This is a genomic window from Heyndrickxia oleronia, assembly GCF_017809215.1.
In the GTDB taxonomy this organism is placed as follows: domain Bacteria; phylum Bacillota; class Bacilli; order Bacillales; family Bacillaceae_C; genus Heyndrickxia; species Heyndrickxia oleronia.
In genome coordinates this window covers 2,255,850-2,274,363 of sequence record NZ_CP065424.1, presented here as the reverse complement: position 1 = coordinate 2,274,363, position 18,514 = coordinate 2,255,850, and the positions used below count along the sequence as shown (strand labels likewise).

17 protein-coding genes are annotated in these 18,514 nt (G+C 32.9%); 6 read left to right on the top strand and 11 right to left on the bottom strand.

All coding sequences use genetic code 11. The annotated features are described in order from the left end of the window. Positions 1-65: 65 nt before the first annotated feature. Positions 66-1,502: a 4-hydroxyphenylacetate 3-monooxygenase, oxygenase component gene (gene hpaB, locus I5818_RS11350; RefSeq protein ID WP_078111161.1), complete on the top strand. Its 1,437-nt coding sequence runs from the start codon at positions 66-68 to the stop codon at positions 1,500-1,502. Here hpaB and I5818_RS11345 read toward each other — a convergent pair whose 3' ends face one another. From I5818_RS11345 to I5818_RS11335, 3 genes are all read right to left on the bottom strand, one after another. Further along, a complete protein-coding gene (locus tag I5818_RS11345) occupies positions 1,503-2,369 on the bottom strand; it encodes a DUF421 domain-containing protein (RefSeq protein WP_078111160.1) in 867 nt (288 codons plus the stop codon). Positions 2,370-2,387: 18 nt separating this feature from the next. Beyond that, positions 2,388-2,591 carry a DUF1657 domain-containing protein gene (locus I5818_RS11340; RefSeq protein WP_058004400.1) on the bottom strand — a complete coding sequence of 68 codons (204 nt, stop codon included), beginning with the start codon at positions 2,589-2,591 and terminating at the stop codon, positions 2,388-2,390. Between the two features lie 73 nt (positions 2,592-2,664). Further along, positions 2,665-2,871, bottom strand: coding sequence for a DUF1657 domain-containing protein (locus I5818_RS11335; RefSeq protein ID WP_058004399.1), 207 nt, complete (start codon positions 2,869-2,871; stop codon positions 2,665-2,667). 198 nt (positions 2,872-3,069) lie between these two features. On the opposite strand from I5818_RS11335, the gene pepF reads away from it, so the two are divergent. Then, a complete protein-coding gene (pepF, locus tag I5818_RS11330; RefSeq protein WP_078111159.1) occupies positions 3,070-4,884 on the top strand; it encodes an oligoendopeptidase F in 1,815 nt (604 codons plus the stop codon). Positions 4,885-4,916: 32 nt separating this feature from the next. On the opposite strand, the gene mprF is transcribed toward pepF, so the two are convergent. The 4 genes from mprF to I5818_RS11310 form a co-directional block, all read right to left on the bottom strand. After that, on the bottom strand, positions 4,917-7,445 hold the full coding sequence (gene mprF / locus I5818_RS11325) for a bifunctional lysylphosphatidylglycerol flippase/synthetase MprF (RefSeq protein WP_058004397.1): 2,529 nt from the start codon (positions 7,443-7,445) through the stop codon (positions 4,917-4,919). 191 nt (positions 7,446-7,636) lie between these two features. Continuing rightward, a complete protein-coding gene (gene trhO, locus I5818_RS11320) occupies positions 7,637-8,608 on the bottom strand; it encodes an oxygen-dependent tRNA uridine(34) hydroxylase TrhO (RefSeq protein ID WP_058004396.1) in 972 nt (323 codons plus the stop codon). 182 nt (positions 8,609-8,790) lie between these two features. Further along, the gene (locus tag I5818_RS11315; protein ID WP_058004395.1) at positions 8,791-9,762 is read right to left on the bottom strand and encodes a lysylphosphatidylglycerol synthase domain-containing protein; all 972 of its coding nucleotides are present in this window, start codon (positions 9,760-9,762) and stop codon (positions 8,791-8,793) included. A 174-nt stretch (positions 9,763-9,936) separates the two neighbouring features. Continuing rightward, the gene (locus I5818_RS11310; protein ID WP_078111032.1) at positions 9,937-12,126 is read right to left on the bottom strand and encodes a DNA topoisomerase III; all 2,190 of its coding nucleotides are present in this window, start codon (positions 12,124-12,126) and stop codon (positions 9,937-9,939) included. 140 nt (positions 12,127-12,266) lie between these two features. On the opposite strand from I5818_RS11310, the gene I5818_RS11305 reads away from it, so the two are divergent. Continuing rightward, on the top strand, positions 12,267-12,509 hold the full coding sequence (locus I5818_RS11305; RefSeq protein ID WP_058004393.1) for a hypothetical protein: 243 nt from the start codon (positions 12,267-12,269) through the stop codon (positions 12,507-12,509). Here the strand turns inward: I5818_RS11305 and I5818_RS11300 are convergent, their stop codons facing one another. Continuing rightward, on the bottom strand, positions 12,510-13,742 hold the full coding sequence (locus tag I5818_RS11300) for an MFS transporter (RefSeq protein ID WP_058004392.1): 1,233 nt from the start codon (positions 13,740-13,742) through the stop codon (positions 12,510-12,512). Between the two features lie 142 nt (positions 13,743-13,884). Between I5818_RS11300 and I5818_RS11295 the strand changes: the two genes are divergently transcribed. Both I5818_RS11295 and I5818_RS11290 read left to right on the top strand, forming a co-directional pair. Continuing rightward, positions 13,885-14,013 (top strand): YuzL family protein, encoded by a 129-nt coding sequence (locus tag I5818_RS11295; protein ID WP_071974936.1) that lies wholly within the window; start codon positions 13,885-13,887, stop codon positions 14,011-14,013. 72 nt (positions 14,014-14,085) lie between these two features. Continuing rightward, a complete protein-coding gene (locus I5818_RS11290) occupies positions 14,086-14,328 on the top strand; it encodes a YkuS family protein (RefSeq protein ID WP_058004391.1) in 243 nt (80 codons plus the stop codon). Between the two features lie 28 nt (positions 14,329-14,356). Here I5818_RS11290 and I5818_RS11285 read toward each other — a convergent pair whose 3' ends face one another. Next, on the bottom strand, positions 14,357-15,469 hold the full coding sequence (locus I5818_RS11285) for a hypothetical protein (protein WP_078110812.1): 1,113 nt from the start codon (positions 15,467-15,469) through the stop codon (positions 14,357-14,359). 119 nt (positions 15,470-15,588) lie between these two features. Here I5818_RS11285 and ric point away from each other — a divergent pair, with 119 nt between their 5' ends. Continuing rightward, a complete protein-coding gene (gene ric, locus I5818_RS11280; protein ID WP_139358182.1) occupies positions 15,589-16,296 on the top strand; it encodes an iron-sulfur cluster repair di-iron protein in 708 nt (235 codons plus the stop codon). Between the two features lie 448 nt (positions 16,297-16,744). On the opposite strand, the gene mobB is transcribed toward ric, so the two are convergent. Further along, a complete protein-coding gene (gene mobB / locus I5818_RS11275; RefSeq protein WP_058004388.1) occupies positions 16,745-17,251 on the bottom strand; it encodes a molybdopterin-guanine dinucleotide biosynthesis protein B in 507 nt (168 codons plus the stop codon). Further along, positions 17,218-18,510, bottom strand: coding sequence for a molybdopterin molybdotransferase MoeA (locus I5818_RS11270; protein WP_058004387.1), 1,293 nt, complete (start codon positions 18,508-18,510; stop codon positions 17,218-17,220). Before I5818_RS11270 ends, mobB begins: the two co-directional genes overlap by 34 nt. Positions 18,511-18,514 lie beyond the last annotated feature (4 nt).

Sequence of the window (18,514 nt, the reverse complement as noted above, 5' to 3'; positions counted from 1 at the left end):
TTATAAATTTCACTGGGTAGTCCGGTTTAAATTCAAGCATACAATTTATTATTCATAAAAGTGGGGTGGTAAAATTGTCTTTAAATGGAGATGATTTCATTAAAAGAATTGATGGTTTAAATAATGAGGTGTGGGTGGATGGAAAAAGAATAACTGGAAAAATCTCGGCACACCCTGCTTTCAGTGGCGTATTAGCAATGAAAGCTAAATTATATGATTATCAAGTTGAACATTGTGAAGAATTTACATTTTTTTCTGAAAGAACGAATAGTAGAGTGAATTTTTCATACCAACAACCTAAAACAATAGAAGATTTAAAGAAAAGATCAATTGCTACGCAAAAGTTGGCAAAATTAAATGCAGGTTTACTAGGTCGCTCACCTGATTATATTAATACTGGAATAATGAGTCTAGGTGTGGCAGAGGAAATTTTTAAGGAAGAAAATCAACATTACCATATCAATATACGCCAAATATATGAAGATGCAATGGAAAATGATTTGACATTTACCCATACATTTATCAACCCTCAAGTCAACCGTTCAGACAATTATTTCGAGGAATCTGATAAAGTTATTGCCGCAAAAGTAATTCGAGAAACAAGTGAAGGCATAATCATTTCGGGAGCTAGATTATTAGCGACACAAGGTGGAATTACTGATGAGATTTTAGTTCTTCCTGCAGGGGGAAATTACTTTGAAGATCCATATAATTATGCATTTTCTATTCCATCGAACACCCCCGGATTAAAATTTATTTGTAGGGAATCATTCGTCTCCAATGAATCCATTTACGATGCACCTTTAAGTTCAAAATTTGAGGAAATGGATTCTATTGTTGTATTTGATAATGTATTAGTTCCTTGGGAAAGAGTATTTCTTTATAAAAATTTTAAGATCTCTTTACGAATGTTTTCCGAAACTAAATTTAATACTTTCCTTCTCTACCAAGCCGTTTCCAGAATGATTGTAAAAACTGAGTTCCTGTTAGGAATAGCGGAATCCATTGTCGAAACAATTAGTATTAAAGAATATCAACATGTTAAAGATAAGATTACAGAAATAATCTCAGCACTTGAAATAATAAAAGCATTACAATTATCAGCCATGACACATGCTAAAGTTGATTCGAGGAATACAATGGTTCCAGATGATTATCCACTTAATGTTGCCATTTGCTATTACCCTAAAATATATCCCCGACTGGTAGAGATCCTTCAATTATTAGGTGGAAGCGGTTTAATCCTTCTCCCAACCAAAAAGCAATTTGACTCTTCTATTGGATCATATTTAGACGATTATCTTCAAGGAACAAATTCAAATGCCGTAGATCGTGTACAACTTTTTCGACTAGCGTGGGATCTCTGTATGAGTTCATTCGGTTCAAGACAAACACATTTCGAGCGATTTTTTTTTGGAGATCCTATTCGTATCAGTATGGGTTTATACGATGGATATCCAAAAGAAAAATACATAAATATGGTTAAAGATTATTTATCTTAACTATTCTACTAAAAAAGGTTTGATCCTGTTGACCATATTTTCAATTCTCTTCGCATTCAGTTTATACATTTCTTGAGCAGGTTTTGATTCTGTTGCTAATGTAAATAATTCAAGATCTGCTTGACATTTTTTAAGAGTCGCTAATAAAAGAGCTCGTTCCTGGGAATTTGGCAATTGAATTTTATCGTCATAAATATCAACAGTTAATTTTCCGTATGAATCAATTTGACCGATAAAAACATTATCAAGGGCAACATTTAATTTTTCTAATTCCGCCTTTAACCAAGCTCGATTAAAAACCGTTTCCCCTAAAGCCTCATCTAGTATCTGACCTTCTGATATTACTGTTTTTGCCTCCTTCTCAGGTGCCACCTGTAATTGGATATCTTTAGGTGTAATAGGTTGGTTTTCTTTTTTAAGAAGAACATTTAAGTCACCATTTGGTTCTAAGACAGCAAATTCAACATCTGCCAGATTAAATGCATTCTTTTTTCTTAAAAGCTCCGTTAAATCATCTACCGTATATTTTTCCTTAGTTAAAGTATCTTCTTGTATTTTTCCTTCTTTTATAATTACTTTCGGTGTACCATCAATAAAATCCCTGAATTTTTTGCTTTTTAACGAAAGAAATAAAATGCCTAAAGGAAGTAAGCTCCAGACTAACAGACTATATATACCATATAAAAAGTTTTTCTCGATACCTGTGGAAATCTCAGCAACGATACTTCCAATAGTTATTGCTATAATGTATTCAAAAAGTGTCAGTTGAGTAATCTGCTTTCTTCCAAGAAATTTTGTTATGAAAAATAATACTATAAGTGCTGTGATTGACCTTAAAATGACCTCAAACCATGCCGGTACAGACATTGTAACACTCCCCTCCTATTAATTTTTGTATTGTGGTTCTTCGCGTTCAAGAATAACTAATCGTTTTTGTAAGTCATTTATAATTTCCTCGGTTTCCATCATACATTCATGGAATTCTTTTTGCGCTTTCTCATCAACAGCCTTTAATGCGAGCTGACTAAAATTGTTCTTTGCTCCATTTAAGCTTGCAATACATGATTTTACATCCGATGCAATCGTCATATCATCATTCCTTTTTTTGAAAAGGACTGCCGATTTGCAGGATGACAGTCCCTTTCTCATTTTATTCATTTCCTTACTGTTGCTTATATTGTGGTTCTTCTTGCTCAACTTCATTCATTCTTGGAGTTAACGTATCAATGATTGATTGTGTTTGCTGAGCACATGTTTGATATAGCTGTTTTGCCTGTTGATTGTCAGTTTGTAATGCGAAAGTTTCTAAATTCGCTTGTGCACTTTTTAATCCAGAAACAGTTTGTTTAATATTTGTAATAACAGTCATGTACATAACCCCTTTTTCGTTTAGGTATTGGGATGTTCATAATGAACAATGTTATTTTATGAACAAACATATTTTTTATAAATTGAAATATTATCCTTTTTAACTTCATATAAAAAATTATATGAAAAATAAAAAGATTCATATATAATAGAATTAATTAGTGCACCGAAATATCTCATCAAAAAGGAGAATCACATTATGGAAAAAACACTGCAAAAACGCATTGCACGCTCAGAGGTACCTGTAGAGCACACATGGAAGCTTGAAGATTTGTTTGCAACTGATGATGAATGGAACAATGAGCTTAAAGCCATACAAAATGATTTACCAACTGTTACACAATATCGAGGAAAATTAAGTGAAGGTGGAAAAACTTTATTAAATTGCTTAAAAGCAGAAGAAAAACTTCACTTAAGATTGATAAGAGTAGCAACCTATGCAAGTCTACGCTCATCTGAGGATGGAACAAGTCCCTTAAATCAAGGAAATTCAGCAAGAATGGCTTCGATGCTAGCTAATATTAGTGCTGCCTTATCCTTTTTAGATACAGAGATCCTTGCATTACCTAATGGCACGATTGAACAATACATACAGCAAGAACCTGAATTAAACGTCTTTAAAAACTATCTAGAAGATTTATTAGAGAAAAAACCACATACATTATCAGCTGAATTAGAAGAAACATTGGCTTCATTAGGTGAAGTTCATGATGCACCTTATATGATCTATCAGCGTGGTAAATCATCAGACATGCAATTTTCGGACATTGAAGATAAGGATGGGAATTTACTTCCTATGTCATTTGCCCTTTATGAGGATCGATATGAATTGTCTGCAGATACGGACCTGCGTAGAAAAGCATATTCATCCTTTAATCATTCTTTAAACCAATATAAAAATACATTTGCCGGAACATATGCTACTGAAGTAACAAAGCAGGTTGCTCTATCCCGTATTAGAAAATATAATTCTGTCACTGAAATGCTGTTACATCCACAGCACGTAACCTTAGAAATGTATCATAACCAGTTAGATGTCCTTCAAACAGAGCTTGCTCCAATTATGAGGCGCTTTGCTCAATTAAAGAAACGGGAATTAGGTCTTGATAAAATGCTTTTCTGTGATTTAAAAGCACCACTAGATCCCGAATTCAATCCACGAACGACATATGAAGAAGCATCGAAATTGATTATTGAAGCATTACAAATCATGGGACCAGAATATAGTGATATGATTCAAACTGCCTTATCAGAGAGATGGGTTGATTTAGCGGATAATATCGGAAAATCTACAGGTGCTTTTTGCTCTAGTCCTTATGGAGTGCATCCTTTCATTTTAATTACATGGACGGATACAATGAGAGGAGCATTTGTATTAGCACATGAACTTGGTCACGCAGGTCATTTTTATCTAGCAGGAAAAAATCAGCGGGTCGTAAATACAAGGCCATCTACTTATTTTATTGAAGCTCCTTCAACGATGAATGAGTTGCTTCTTGCAGACCATATTCTATCTACTACTGATGATAAACGGATGAAAAGATGGGTAATTTCTCAACTATTAGGCACATACTATCATAACTTTGTCACTCACTTATTAGAAGGTGAATTACAGCGACGCGTATATAAGCTAGCGGAGGATGGTAAACCAATCACAGCTACTACACTTTGTGAGCAAAAAAGAGAATTATTGCAAAATTTCTGGGGAGATGCTGTTGAGATAGATGAAGGTGCAAGCTTGACTTGGATGCGTCAGCCGCATTATTATATGGGACTTTACCCTTATACTTATTCTGCTGGGTTAACTGTTTCCACTGCCGTTGCAGGAATGATTAAGAATGAAGGTCAACCTGCTGTTGAGCGCTGGCTAGATGTATTAAAATCTGGTGGCACTTTAAAACCGCTCGAACTCATTAAAAAAGCAGGTGTTGACATGTCAAAACCTGCTGCAATAAGAAGTGCAGTCTCTTATGTAGGTAAATTAGTCGAAGAATTAGAGAATAGTTATAATTAAAGTACTCTAAAGAGATAAAAAAACACCCCGTTTTATTGAACGGGGCGTTTTTTTGAAATAAGTAGGGCTATTTGAGCCATTGTAATTGGTAAGGATGTTTTTTTACGGTAAGCCAAATATTTCGGTTCCCAATAATTGGCATATTTTTCTTTAAACCTCTTAAGGCCCTTAAAATGATAAACAAAATTACCATGCGTATAAATTTGCGAGGCTATTTTTTCTCCAGTAAAAGAGTACTTGGACAAACCAACATTAGCAAGAGGCGCCATCCCTAAATTATAACGTTCATATCCGTTCATTTTGCCCCATTCAATAACTCCTAAAAATAGAAAATCCATGGTTCCAGGTGGTGCTTCTGGTAAATATCTCATTAAATCAATAGATAAAGTTGTTTGCTGATCATATACTGGCATTATACTTGCAAATGCAATTGTATGATTTTCAGCATCATTAAGAATAGCTATTGGAGCCTTATTTAAATAATCCTCGTCATAATAGCCTAATGAAAATCCTTTCTCTTTCTTTTCACCTAGCCATTGATCAGATATATTTTTGAGTATGCTAAACTGTTCAGCGGAAAAAGGTGGTTCAATGATTTTGAATGTATACCCTTCCTTTTCGAACTTATTCTTTGTAGCACGAAGACCTTTCATTTTACTTCCTGTTAAAGTAAATGACTGTATATCAACAAATGCCTCTTCACCAAGTTTAAAGAAGTCATAACCATTTTCATGTAATTTTGGTAATAGTTCTTTCGTCACTTGATAATATGCAGGTGTATATCCATACAAATCAGCAAAATCTTGGAATTCTTCAATAGAATGAAGGATTTCATCCTTCTTACCAATTGGATCCCCTAAAATAACAAGCTTATCGGCATATTTTTGATACATAAACATAACTTGTCCGGTTTCATTCCAAAACACCTTTTTATCATTTAAGAAAACAAGATGCGATAGAACAGTTCCCCCATACTTTTGAAGATGTGCTTTTACTTTTTCTTTTTCAATTGGAAAAAATTCAAGTGTTCGTGGTTTTATAAATAAGTATGTACAGAACATGATGATCGCTGCAATAACTAAACCAATGATTGCACTAATAATTAAGTCACCTGCATCCACAATCATATATTTACGAATAAAGCTTGGAATTTTCAACTTGCTGTCCGGCAAATTATAATAACCGATGATGATATAAAGAAAAGTGAAAAAAAGAATTACACAAAAATCAAATAATGCTCTCCCCCATGTTATTACAAAATTTATTCGATAAAAACGTTTCTTTGAAATAACGAGCATTAATGCAACAAAACTTAAATAAATAGTTTCCTCATAATCCAATCCCTTAACAAGACAAAGGATTGATGCACTGATTAAAACAATTAATGTCGAGTAATATGCCCATCTAACTTTATATTCAATACCACGGGAAAGAAGTATTAACAAAAATCCTGAAACGATTGTTAACTGATGTGAAAAGTCCATTAATGGAGAGGAAAGAAAACCCCTTAAAAATTTTATTCTATCTAGTACTCCAGGTAATGAAGCAGACAAAAGTAAGATAATCCCTGATAAAAAAACAAGAAGACTTAAGACCATATGACTAACATTTTTTGTTATTGTGTAAAAAATTTGTTTATACTGTACGTCAAGTAAATTCCAAAAGTGACGGCCAAATAATAAAACGGCTATTAAAAATGGGATAATATAGTAACTCACTCGATATAAAAGTAATATAAGTAAAACCTGTTCTGATGGAATATGATAAAATTCAAATCCCATTAAAAGAACCAGATCGAATGAGCCTAATCCCCCTGGAATCATACTTATAATTCCAGCACAAGCTGCAACAATAAAAATTGGGAACAAATGTCCAAAACTAATTTGAACATGAAGCAATCTCGCAATTAGATAAAATAAAACGAGTGAACCCATCCACTCTAGCAACGATATAACCATTAATTCTAATAAATAGTTGTTTTTAAATGAAAAATCCTTGTTTTTAAGATTTTTGAGTTTAAAACTAATTAATAGAAACGGGATGTATAAAGCAATTACCCACACAACGATTTTTAGCCATTTCATTTCTTCTAGAAAAGTCGGTTTAAATATTCCTAAAGCAACGAACCAGCATAAAATAGAGACCCCAGATAAATAGAATATCGAAACCTTCGCTATACTTTTAATAATAGCGTCCTTTTCATTATAGTGGTCTTTGTAAAAGTACCCTCTTAGGCTTAAACCAATTACACCACCAAAACCAAGAAAATTTGAAAATGTATTAACAATCCATGAATAAGATAGAATCTTTTTAAATTGTAACTTCAAATTTAATAATTTACATAGGATAATATCGTAAAATAGCATTGGAGATACTGCGATAATCCCAAGTAAAAAAATAAGCAATAATTTAGATAAATTTAGTTCTGAAATATTATTTTTTAACAAATCAATATTAAAATCCTTCACCATACTTTTAGATTCAAATAAAATTAAAACTAAAAGTATGATTGGAAAGGCTATTTTTAATATTGATAATAACTTTCTTTTGTTAAGTTTCATGTTTACACCAGCTTTCCAACACTCACCTTTTTTGTTTATTTTGCCTACCTTTTTTCCATTTATTTTCTTTCAAATTACTAATACTATTCATTATTCATAATATATGTATATACTAACTATTTTTTCAGTTAAAGGATTACAAAAAAACAACCCAAGTATTGCTACTTGAGTGTTTTTTGGTTTTTATCATATTATCTTTGCGAAACTGTTTCTTCCTCTTCAATCTTTTGAAGTCTTTCCGCTACTTCCTCTTTAGTTAAACCATGTTCTTTGATATAAAGATTTCTAGGATGAACACGACATTCATGTGAACAACCTCTTAAATATTTATGCTCGTTTTCCTCAGAACATAGCATTTGACGATTACATTCAGGATTTGCACAATTAACATATCGTTCACATGGTTCCCCAGTAAAGTAATCCTTACCGACAATTACATGCTCTTTTTGGTTAATTGGCACAGCAATGCGCTCATCGAAGACATAACATTGACCATCCCAAAGTTCACCTTGTACTTCTGGATCTTTACCGTAAGATACGATCCCTCCATGAAGTTGTGCAACATCTTCGAATCCTTCTCTAACTAACCAACCAGAAAACTTCTCACAACGGATACCGCCAGTACAGTAAGTTAAAATTTTCTTGCCTTCAAATTTTTCTTTGTTTTCGCGAACCCAGTTAGGAAGATCTCTAAATGTTTCTATATCAGGACGAATGGCTCCTTTGAAATGACCAAGATCATATTCATAATCATTTCTAGCATCTAGAATAACAGTATCTTCATCTTGCATAGCCTCATAAAATTCTTTTGGACTATAATATTTACCAGTTAATTCATTTGGATTTATATCATCTTCTAAGCGAAGCGTAACTAACTCTTTTCTTGGTCTAACATGCATTTTTTTAAATACGTGCTTATCAGCTTCATCCACTTTAAATACAATTCCATCAAATCGTGGATCATTTTTCATCATTTCCATATATTGATTTGTTTGTTCTACCGGACCTGAAAGTGTACCATTAATTCCTTCATTGGCCACTAGAACTCTTCCTTTTAACCCTAAATCTTTGCAATATGCTAGATGCTGTGCAGCATATTCTTCAGGATTTTCAATTTTTGTGTAGAAGTAATACAATAATACTCGATATGGTTTTTCACTCATTTTTTTATTACCACCTGTCAATTTATATTTGCAAGATATAAATGTACTTAGGTTGTATAGTTTATACACTTGTCTCTTACAATAGATTATTGTATACAAATTATCTCACTTCTGCAAGGAGAATTTTATATTTAAATAATATGTTCTGTTATAAAAATAGGAAAAGTTATTTATAAAAACATTTATGAATTTACGGATTGAGGTTCAGTTTTTTGATTTTTTCCTTTTACTAAATAATGAATAAACTGATTTAATATACGTGTTCCAAATAATCCACACCCAATAATAAATGGAATAAAATAATAACAAATTCTAAATAAAAGTAAAACTAATAATGCCGTTTCTGAAGATATGTGATGGTAGTGGAATCCCATTAATAAGATAAAATCAAATGAACCTATTCCCCCTGGTAACATGCTAAGAAACCCAGCACAAGTTGCAATACTATAAATAGGGAAGAGTTGAATTAATTGAATGTGAATACTAAGTAAACGAGCAATAACAAAAATGAGTAAAAGTGAACCAATTTTCTCAAATATGGAAACAATGATTAATGAGAATATTTTACTTTGTCTAAACGAAAACCTTCGATTATTTCGATTTTTAAGTTTAAGACTTAATAATATAAAAGGAATATACATTGCAAGAAACCAAACAGCAATTTTTAACCATTTCATCTTCGTCAAAAATGTGGGTTTGATAATACCTACAGCAGTAATTAAACAAAATATTGATGTTCCTGATAAATAAAAAACAGAAACCTTTGCAATGTTTTTTATAATTAGCGATTTTTCCTTTACATAATTTTTAAAAAAGTAAGTTCTTAAACTTAAACCGATCGCCCCACCAAATCCGAGAAAATTAGAAAAACTATTAATGATCCAAGCTAGACTGAACAACTTTTGCACTTTTATTTTTAAATTTAAAATTTTACATAAAATAACATCATAGAATAATGTTGGAGCCATAGCGACTAATCCTACTATAATAATAAAAATTAACTTTAGTGGGGTTAGCTCAATAAAATGACTTTTTAATAAATTGAAATCGATTGATTTTACCATATTTTCTGATTCAATAACGATTAAAAACAATATTGAAACAGGAAAAAGAATTTTAAAAACTAATAACCAATTTTTTTTGTTTAATTTCACATATTCACCGCTTCTCCATTGAATGGGCAATAGCGCTAATTAGCTTTTCTATTGCTCAGCACTTTGATGTATTAATAATTTTGAACAAGAGAATATTTTACCTAAGTTTATTTATAAGTTCAAGAATAAAAGTACAAAAAAAGAGACAACCTTTTGAATTGCCTCTTTTTTGGATTAATCGAATTTCAAGCCTTTTAATGCATCTTTAAATGCATTATTTAAAGGCTCTTCACTTTTTTGCTGATTTTTCATGTATTTTTGTACTTCATGTTTAGATACTTTACCACGGGATTCCTTTTTACGACGTGCTTCAAATGCTGATAATTTTTCACGGTGTCCACATTGACATGCAAAAATTTGCCCTTCACCTTCGCCACGTAGCTCTAGCTTTTTATGACATTTAGGGCATCGAGCGTTCGTCAAACGTGAAACATTTTTTCTGTGACCACATTCTCTATCTTGACATACAAGCATCTTCCCCTTTTTCCCATTGACCTCGAGCATTGGTTTTCCACAGTCAGGACAATTTTTGGTTGATATATTATCATGCTTGTATTTTTTGTTACTTGCTTTGATTTCTGCCACGATTTCTTTCGTGTAATTTTTCATTTCCTTGATAAATACATCTTTTTTCAGCTTTCCATGAGCAATACGATCTAGTTTTTGTTCCCACTCTGCTGTTAAGGTAGGAGATTTAAGCTCTTCAGGTACAAGATCCAATAATTGAATTCCCTTTGAAGTAATATGAATATCTTTGCCACGCTTTTCGATTAAGAATGAATTAAATAGCTTATCAATAATATCTGCTCGCGTAGCAACCGTACCTAAACCACCTGTTGATTTTAATGTATCTGCCAGTTTTTTATTTTGAGTATCCATATACTTCGATGGATTTTCCATTGCTGAGAGTAATGTAGCCTCATTAAATCGTGCAGGTGGTTTTGTTTGTCCCGATGTTTGCATAATTACTTTTATTTTTAATTGATCACCTTTATTCATTTGAGGCAATTTTTGTTCTTTCAGATCATCTTTTGTCTCATCATCATCAAAATGATTTTCATAAACCTCTTTCCACCCATTTGATAGAATGGTTTTTCCTCTTGCAATAAAATTCTCATCATCAATTTTTGCGTGCAGGGTTAATTGCTCATATGTGAATGCAGGAAATAATACTGCCAGAAATCTTTTTACAACTAAATCGTAGATTTTCCGTTCTTTATCCGAAAAGGCAGATAGATTTACATAGCTTTCAGTCGGTATAATTGCATGATGATCTGACACTTTACTATCATCAACAAATGCTTTGCTCGCTTTAATTGGATTTTTGAGCACCTTATTCGTTAATGAACGATACTCACCAATTCCACATGCTTTTAAGCGCTCGGGAAGGGTAGCAACAATATCAGATGATAGATAACGTGAATCGGTACGTGGATATGTTAAAACCTTATGCTGTTCGTAAAGCTTTTGCATAATATTTAGCGTCTCTTTAGCAGAATAACCAAAAATTTTATTCGCATCACGCTGTAGCTCTGTTAAATCATAAAGGCCAGGTGAAAAAGACTTTTTCGATTTCTTCTCAATGTCAGTTACAACTGCATTTTGTTTACCTAGTTTTTTTACAATTGTATCTATTTTTTCTTTATCAAAGCTACGCCCATTCCCTTTTTTATCTTGCCATGTCAATTTAATATGATCGATCGTTTGGGCTTCAATCCCATAATAAGTTTGTGTTTTAAAGTTTTTGATTTCTTCCTCTCGTGCTGCAATCATTGCAACAGTAGGTGTTTGTACACGTCCACAGTTTAACTGAGCATTAAAGCGAGTCGTTAATGCACGAGTAGCATTTAAACCAATATACCAATCAGCCTCTGAGCGTGCGACTGCAGAAGCATATAGATTATCATATGCTGAACCTTGCTTTAAATTTGCAAAGCCATCTTTAATCGCTTTATCCGTAACAGATGAGATCCATAAACGTTTAATCGGTTTTTTTACTTTTACTTTATCAATAATCCAACGTGCGACCAACTCTCCCTCTCTCCCAGCATCGGTCGCAATAATAATTTCTTTAACATCCTTTCTAATTAATTGACTTTTCACCGCGTTAAATTGTTTTCCAGTCTGCTTGATAACAGTTAATTTTAATCGTTCGGGTAGCATCGGTAAATCATCTAAATTCCATTTTTTATATTTAACATCGTAGCTTTCTGGGTCAGCAAGTGTGACTAAATGTCCAAGTGCCCAAGTGACGATATATTTGCTACCTTCTAGATATCCGTTTCCTTTTTTATTACAATTCAGTACACGTGCAATATCACGTGCTACCGAAGGTTTTTCAGCAATTACAACACTTTTTTCCATAATCTATACATCCTTTCGCTCTACCTAATTTAATATACCATACTCGTAAAAACTTCGCGATTGAGCATAATTACATGTTTATTAGAGAAAATATAGTCTTTTAGAAAAAGTTTTGTTAAAGTAAAGATGAGGTGATTATAATGGGAAAAAGCTTAGCAAAAAAGAAAAGAGATAAATTAATTAGAGAAGGCAGGAGAAACCCTGAAGAAAATCGAAGTTTCTTTGCGTTTGCAGATTTACGTTCAAGAAGAACAAAAACGAAGGCAGAGACACTTCAAAAACAAAAACATAAAAACCGATTATCTAATCAATATGATGAAGATAATCGGTTTTTTACGTTTAAATTAACTAAGGATATAATCAATAGAATAAGTAAGAATTAATTACCTTGTTTGTTCATTCATTTCCCGCACCTTTTCATCTTTTGGAAGTAAAAACGTCAGTAAACCTAATAATGGTAAAAAACTACATAAAATCATTACAAATTTAATGCTAAAGAAATCGGCAAGATTTCCATATAATACCGAACCAATTGCTCCCATTCCAAAAGCAAGCCCCACAATTAACCCTGATACCATGCCAATCTTATTTGGCATTAATTCCTGAGCATAAACAACAGTTACACTAAAGCTAGATGTAATAATGAAGCCGATTAGGAAAAACATCGGAATGACTAAAAATAGCGGTACATAAGGTAACATCATTGCGAGTGGTGCCGCCCCCACAAGAGAAAATAAAATAATATTTCGTTTTCCAAATCTGTCGGCTAATGGACCACCTAAAAATGTACCAATGACACCTGCAATCATAAAAATAAATATATAGATCTGTGCCCCTTGAATACTAATGCCATAATCCTCAATTAAATAAAATTGATAAAAATTCGATATGCCAGCTGAATACCATGATCTAGCGAAAACGATAAATACCAATAAAATCATTGCACCAATTAATTTTGGATGAATCCGCTGTTTTGTAGTTGAAGCCACTATTTTTTTCTTTATTTGAGCTCCAAAAGAAATCTGTTGTTTGTACCATTTAGATACAAAAATTAATAATATAATTCCCATTGCTGCAACAAAGGTGAAAGATAATATTCCCTTTTGTCCAAAAGGATAAAAAATAAGTGCAGTAAAAACTGGTGCAAGTGATTGACCAAAATTCCCACCAACCTGATAGATTGATTGAGCAAGACCTCTCTTTTCTCCTGCAGCCATATATGCTACCCTTGATCCTTCCGGATGAAATACAGCTGATCCGATTCCAATAAAAAAGACAGAACAAAGGATAATGTAAAAATTAGGAGATAACCCAAATCCGATTAGTCCAAGCATACTCATAAACATACCTAGTGGAAGTAAAAATGGTCTCGGTCGTTTATCAGCATAAAGCCCAAAAACCGGCTGCATTACGGACGACGTCATATTAACAACAAAGGCAATCCAACCAATTTGAGAATAGGAAAGGCTAAGTGTTTTTTCCAAGATAGGAAACATTGCGGGAACTACTGCTTGAATTGAATCATTAAAAAAATGACCAGCACCAATTGCAAATAGTATCCCATAAATAGTTGGAATACCGGTACCATGAGCTTGCTTTTTCGCAATAACTGCCATAAATGATAACTCTCTCTTTCTGTTGAAATATATTTTATTTTCTCATTATACACTTTTTTCTATTTACGAAATGTTTTTTCTGCGATTTTTTACATACATTATTGGTCGGCAAGGAAATAATAAAAATGGAGGTGAGAGTAGAATGGGCAAACGAAAAAAAGATCCATCAAAAACAGGATTAAGTAACCCAAATGTGAAAGGGCAAGGAACAACTACGGTAGAAACTGGAGAAATCAAAGCGGATGCTTCTCGCAAAAAACACGGAAGATAACAATAGAAAATTGTTTGGAATGATTTTGATATCAATTAGACATTCTAACTTATACATAGGAGGTGTTGAATAGTGGCAAAAATTGGAGTAGAACAATCATTATCAAATGTTTCACAAGCACTTAAAGAAAAGGGTTATGATGTTGTCGAATTAAAAAATGAAAATGATGCAAAAGGTTGCGATTGTTGTGTAGTCACTGGTGGTGACAACAATGTGATGGGTATTCAAGATGTAATTATTGATGGTTCAGTTATTGATGCAACTGGTCTTTCTGCTGAAGAAATCTGCAAGCATGTAGAAAGTAGACTACCATAAGAAAAAACTGGTGACCGCATTCGTACGGTCACCTACCTTCTAAAAAATGATTCTCGGTATGACTATTTTGATTACGCAAACAAAAATATTTCAACGTAAAATTATCTTTAATATATAAAATGATTTCAATCATCAATAATAAAATGACAACTACAACACCATATTTCACCAATGCTTTATGAATGACTAATAAAGATGTAGGAAGAAAATGTACTGGTAATTTTATAGTAAATGCCAAAAACATCCCAAATGTAAAATTACGTGTCCATTGTGATACATGATACTGAAATAAACCTTTTCTAAACCCTAAATATTTTGCCCTCATAACCGCACGATAGATTTCAATAGATTCAACTAAGAAAAAACACACTAGGACCCAGAACCAAATAGCAATTATTATTTTTCCACCAATAATTCCAGAGGTAATTCCTGCTAAACCAGTAATCGACATTGCCCCATGTATAACACAATTCGTATTGTACCAATCCTGTTTAATATCCATTATTTTATATGTCGCTAGATACCTCTTTACTATTATCGATAAACTAACAAAATAAAATAAGATTCCTAAATAAAAGAATCCCTGGTTGATCATTTTTAAATTATTGGTTGTTCCAAATATCGTGGATAAACCTATTACTATCGATTGCGTACTAACTGTAGAAAGTAAAATAATCCCATGTGTTTGTTTATAGGAATCAGTTTTTAACAGTTTCATAAAGTTCTTAATACAGAGAATACAAAAAATAGCCCACAATACACCATTTACACTTATCACAATCTCTGGTATGACTCTAATTTCAGGAATTCGATTAAACATGATAGTAGAACAAACAGATGTACCAGCAATCCAAGTTCCAATAGCAAAGCTTTGAATTTCATTTTGTCGATGTAATAGTTTAAAAGTATGATTAAAGACACTTTTCAAGAAAGAACCTGAAATGACCATCCATGCGATGATTAGAAACCACACGAACCATTTATATTCTGTAAAACTTTTAATAAAGTAATGGTGAAATAAATCATATTCAAAAATTCCTATAGCCATTACTATTGCACCCGCTGCAGTTGCTGAAGGCTTTCTATGAAAAAAGAAATACTTGAAAAGCAACATAATCATAAGAAGTAATAAAAAAGCCAAAAGTTTTCAACTCCAATACTAATATATTGTATCAGATTTTTGTTGTTATGTGATATCCATCACTGCTATTTTCCTTGATTTTTACTAACATAATCTTATAAATATGAAAGGAAGTGACGATCATGTCACCATTTACTATTGATAACAAAGTAGGTGAAGTGGTTACTGTTTTTCCAAAAGCTAGTGATATTTTCAAATCAAACCGCATTGATTTTTGCTGTGGTGGTAATCTTACGATTAAAGAAGCGGCTGCTAAACAAATGATTTCCGCAGAGCAATTAATTACACAATTAAATATGTTGTACAGGCAGTCGAATCCTAATAAAGATTACATCAATTGGAAAGAAAAGAGCTTCAGCCATATCGTCCATTATATTGAAGAAACACATCATCAATATTTAAAGGAAGAGTTACCTCAGCTTACCCCCTATATTACAAAGATCTATAAAGTACATGGTAACAAGCATCATCAAGTTGAAAAAGTAAAAACTTTGTTTCAGCAATTAAAAACTGAGCTTTTAGAACATTTAATGCTAGAAGAAAACACACAGTTTCCTTTAATAGAAGAATATGATCGTCATCCAACTCATGAAACACTCGAAAGAGCTGTTTCGCAATTAGATCGTTTAGAAAAGGATCATCAAAATGTAGGTAACATATTAAAAGAATTAAGAAAGGTTACAAATAACTATCACTTACCAGAAGGAGCTTGTAGGACCTTCCAACTCGTATATAAACGACTTGAGCATTTAGAAGAAGACACATTGAGCCATATTCATATAGAAAATAATATCTTATTTAAGCGACTTTTTAATCTATATGCTTAAAAATGTAAGGCTATTTTCGTATAGTTTGTTGCTTTCATAAAATCCTAAGTGCCGGCTTTTACACCCAATAAAGGATTCAGCGATTCTTATGGAAATTGGCGCTCTTTACTCAGTGAAATGATAGAGTAGTAGTTTTCAGTCGCTAGTTATTCGTTAAAACTTTACTGAAATAGCAACAATGTTTGAGAAAAGAGCCATATGTAAAAGGTCTGATCCAAACATCTTTTCGTGTTTGTAAGGGAATACACTTAAAGATATTGGATTAGACCTTTTTCTATTTATAATATAAGATGCTTTCTTATCAGTTTATTGCTTTCGTGAAATCACATCTGATGATGACCTTAGCATTTCCTGTAGGGTTGAAAAGCTTCTTCTTAATAAAACGGTATTTAACCATCTCCATTAGTTGAAACTTTACCTAAATAGCAACAATGTACGAGGAAAGTGCCTAATTATATTGAGTAAAAAGCCATTTAATAAATTCTTCCTTTTGTTTTATTGAAAAAATTTTATAAGGGTAGGTATTTTTCAAAGGCACCCATGTAAGAATAGCTTGAATATTGCTCAACTGATCTAGTAGGTAAGTATCTTCCTCACCTCTTATTAATACGGCTTTCGGATAATCCTCATACTTATACCCTTCAATCAAAATGAAATCGAGTGAAAAGTTCTCGTAAAATTGAATAATATCTACTAGTGACCAATTTAGATTTTGCTTAAGTAGTACTAACTCCCCTTCTCCTTCACACGCAACAATGCTTGCTCCAGCGTTTAAATGCTTGTCCGTATCTTTTTCAGCCACTCTCTTTCTTGGTTTCCCCCCATGGCCGTGATGCTTTATCGTTCCTACCTTAAGATCATGTTTACTCCAGTAATTTATAATGCTTTCCATTAATGTGGTTTTTCCACTATTTTGAAACCCTACAATTTGGTAGACCTTTCTATCTCTATCCATGGTTCTTCACTTCCTATTTGATCGTCTATTAGTAAGATATCCACTAGATCATCCTTTGAATAGCCTCTTGTGCTTCCTGGCAATACCATTAAGCAATCGGCCCAAGCGATTGAAGTGACTACATTCGATTTATCTAATCCAACCGGTTCAACTAAGCATCGATCACCCTCATAAGTAAGTTTACTTCTTACAAATCGATTAAATGGATTTGCCTTTGGAAAATCTGTTTGTAATCTCGCCTTCGCTTTCCTTAAATATGGCTTTTGTGAATACAACCAATAACGAATAATAGGTCGAACATATAATTCGAAACCTACATAACATGCAGAAGGATTTCCTGATAATCCGTACAATAATTTCCCCTTGCAATTTGCTACAGTTGTTACACTTCCCGGTCTCATTGCAATTTTATTGAATAGAACTTTTGCTCCTAGTTTCTCATATATGTGCGGTAGCAAATCATAATCACCGACAGAAACGCCGCCAGTTGTTATGACCAAATCGCATTCATCTAAAGCTTGTTTTACCACACTTAATAGTGATTCTATTTCATCTACCTGGTTTTCATATCTTTTATATATGGCACCTGACCGAAGTATTTGTGATTCTACCATGTACCCATTACTATTACGAATCTTTCCAGGTACTAATGGCTCATTCACCTTAAGTAGTTCAGTTCCTGTAGCAATAACGCCTACCACTGGTTTTCTAATAACAGGAACTTTGTCATATCCAAATGTTGCTAACAATGCTTTTACTCCAGGATTAATCATCATCCCTTTTTCTATCAAGGTTTGTCCTTGTTTAGCATCCTCACCTTGAAAGGAAATATTTTCACCCGGTTTTAGTTTCCTCTTAATCGAAATATAATTCTTATGATTTATTTGTATTTCCTTTACCAGTTCAAGCATAATGACACAATCAGCACCAGTCGGAATAGCCGCACCAGTCATGATACGGATGGCCTGAAACGGACCAATATTTTTAAAACTAACCTGTCCAGCACCGATTTCATCAATAATTTCAAATTGAATAGGATTACTTTGATTTGCCAAATAGGTGTCCTTTGAACGAATGGCAAAGCCATCATAGGGTGATCGATTAAATGGTGGAACATCATGATCTGCACAAATATCTTCACCTAAAAATCGATCATCACATTCATCAATTGAAACCCATTCAATCTCCCCTCTGCATTTCCATTCCATGACTAACTCAATCGCATCTTTTATTCTAATAGGCTTGCGTCGTTCCACCATATTA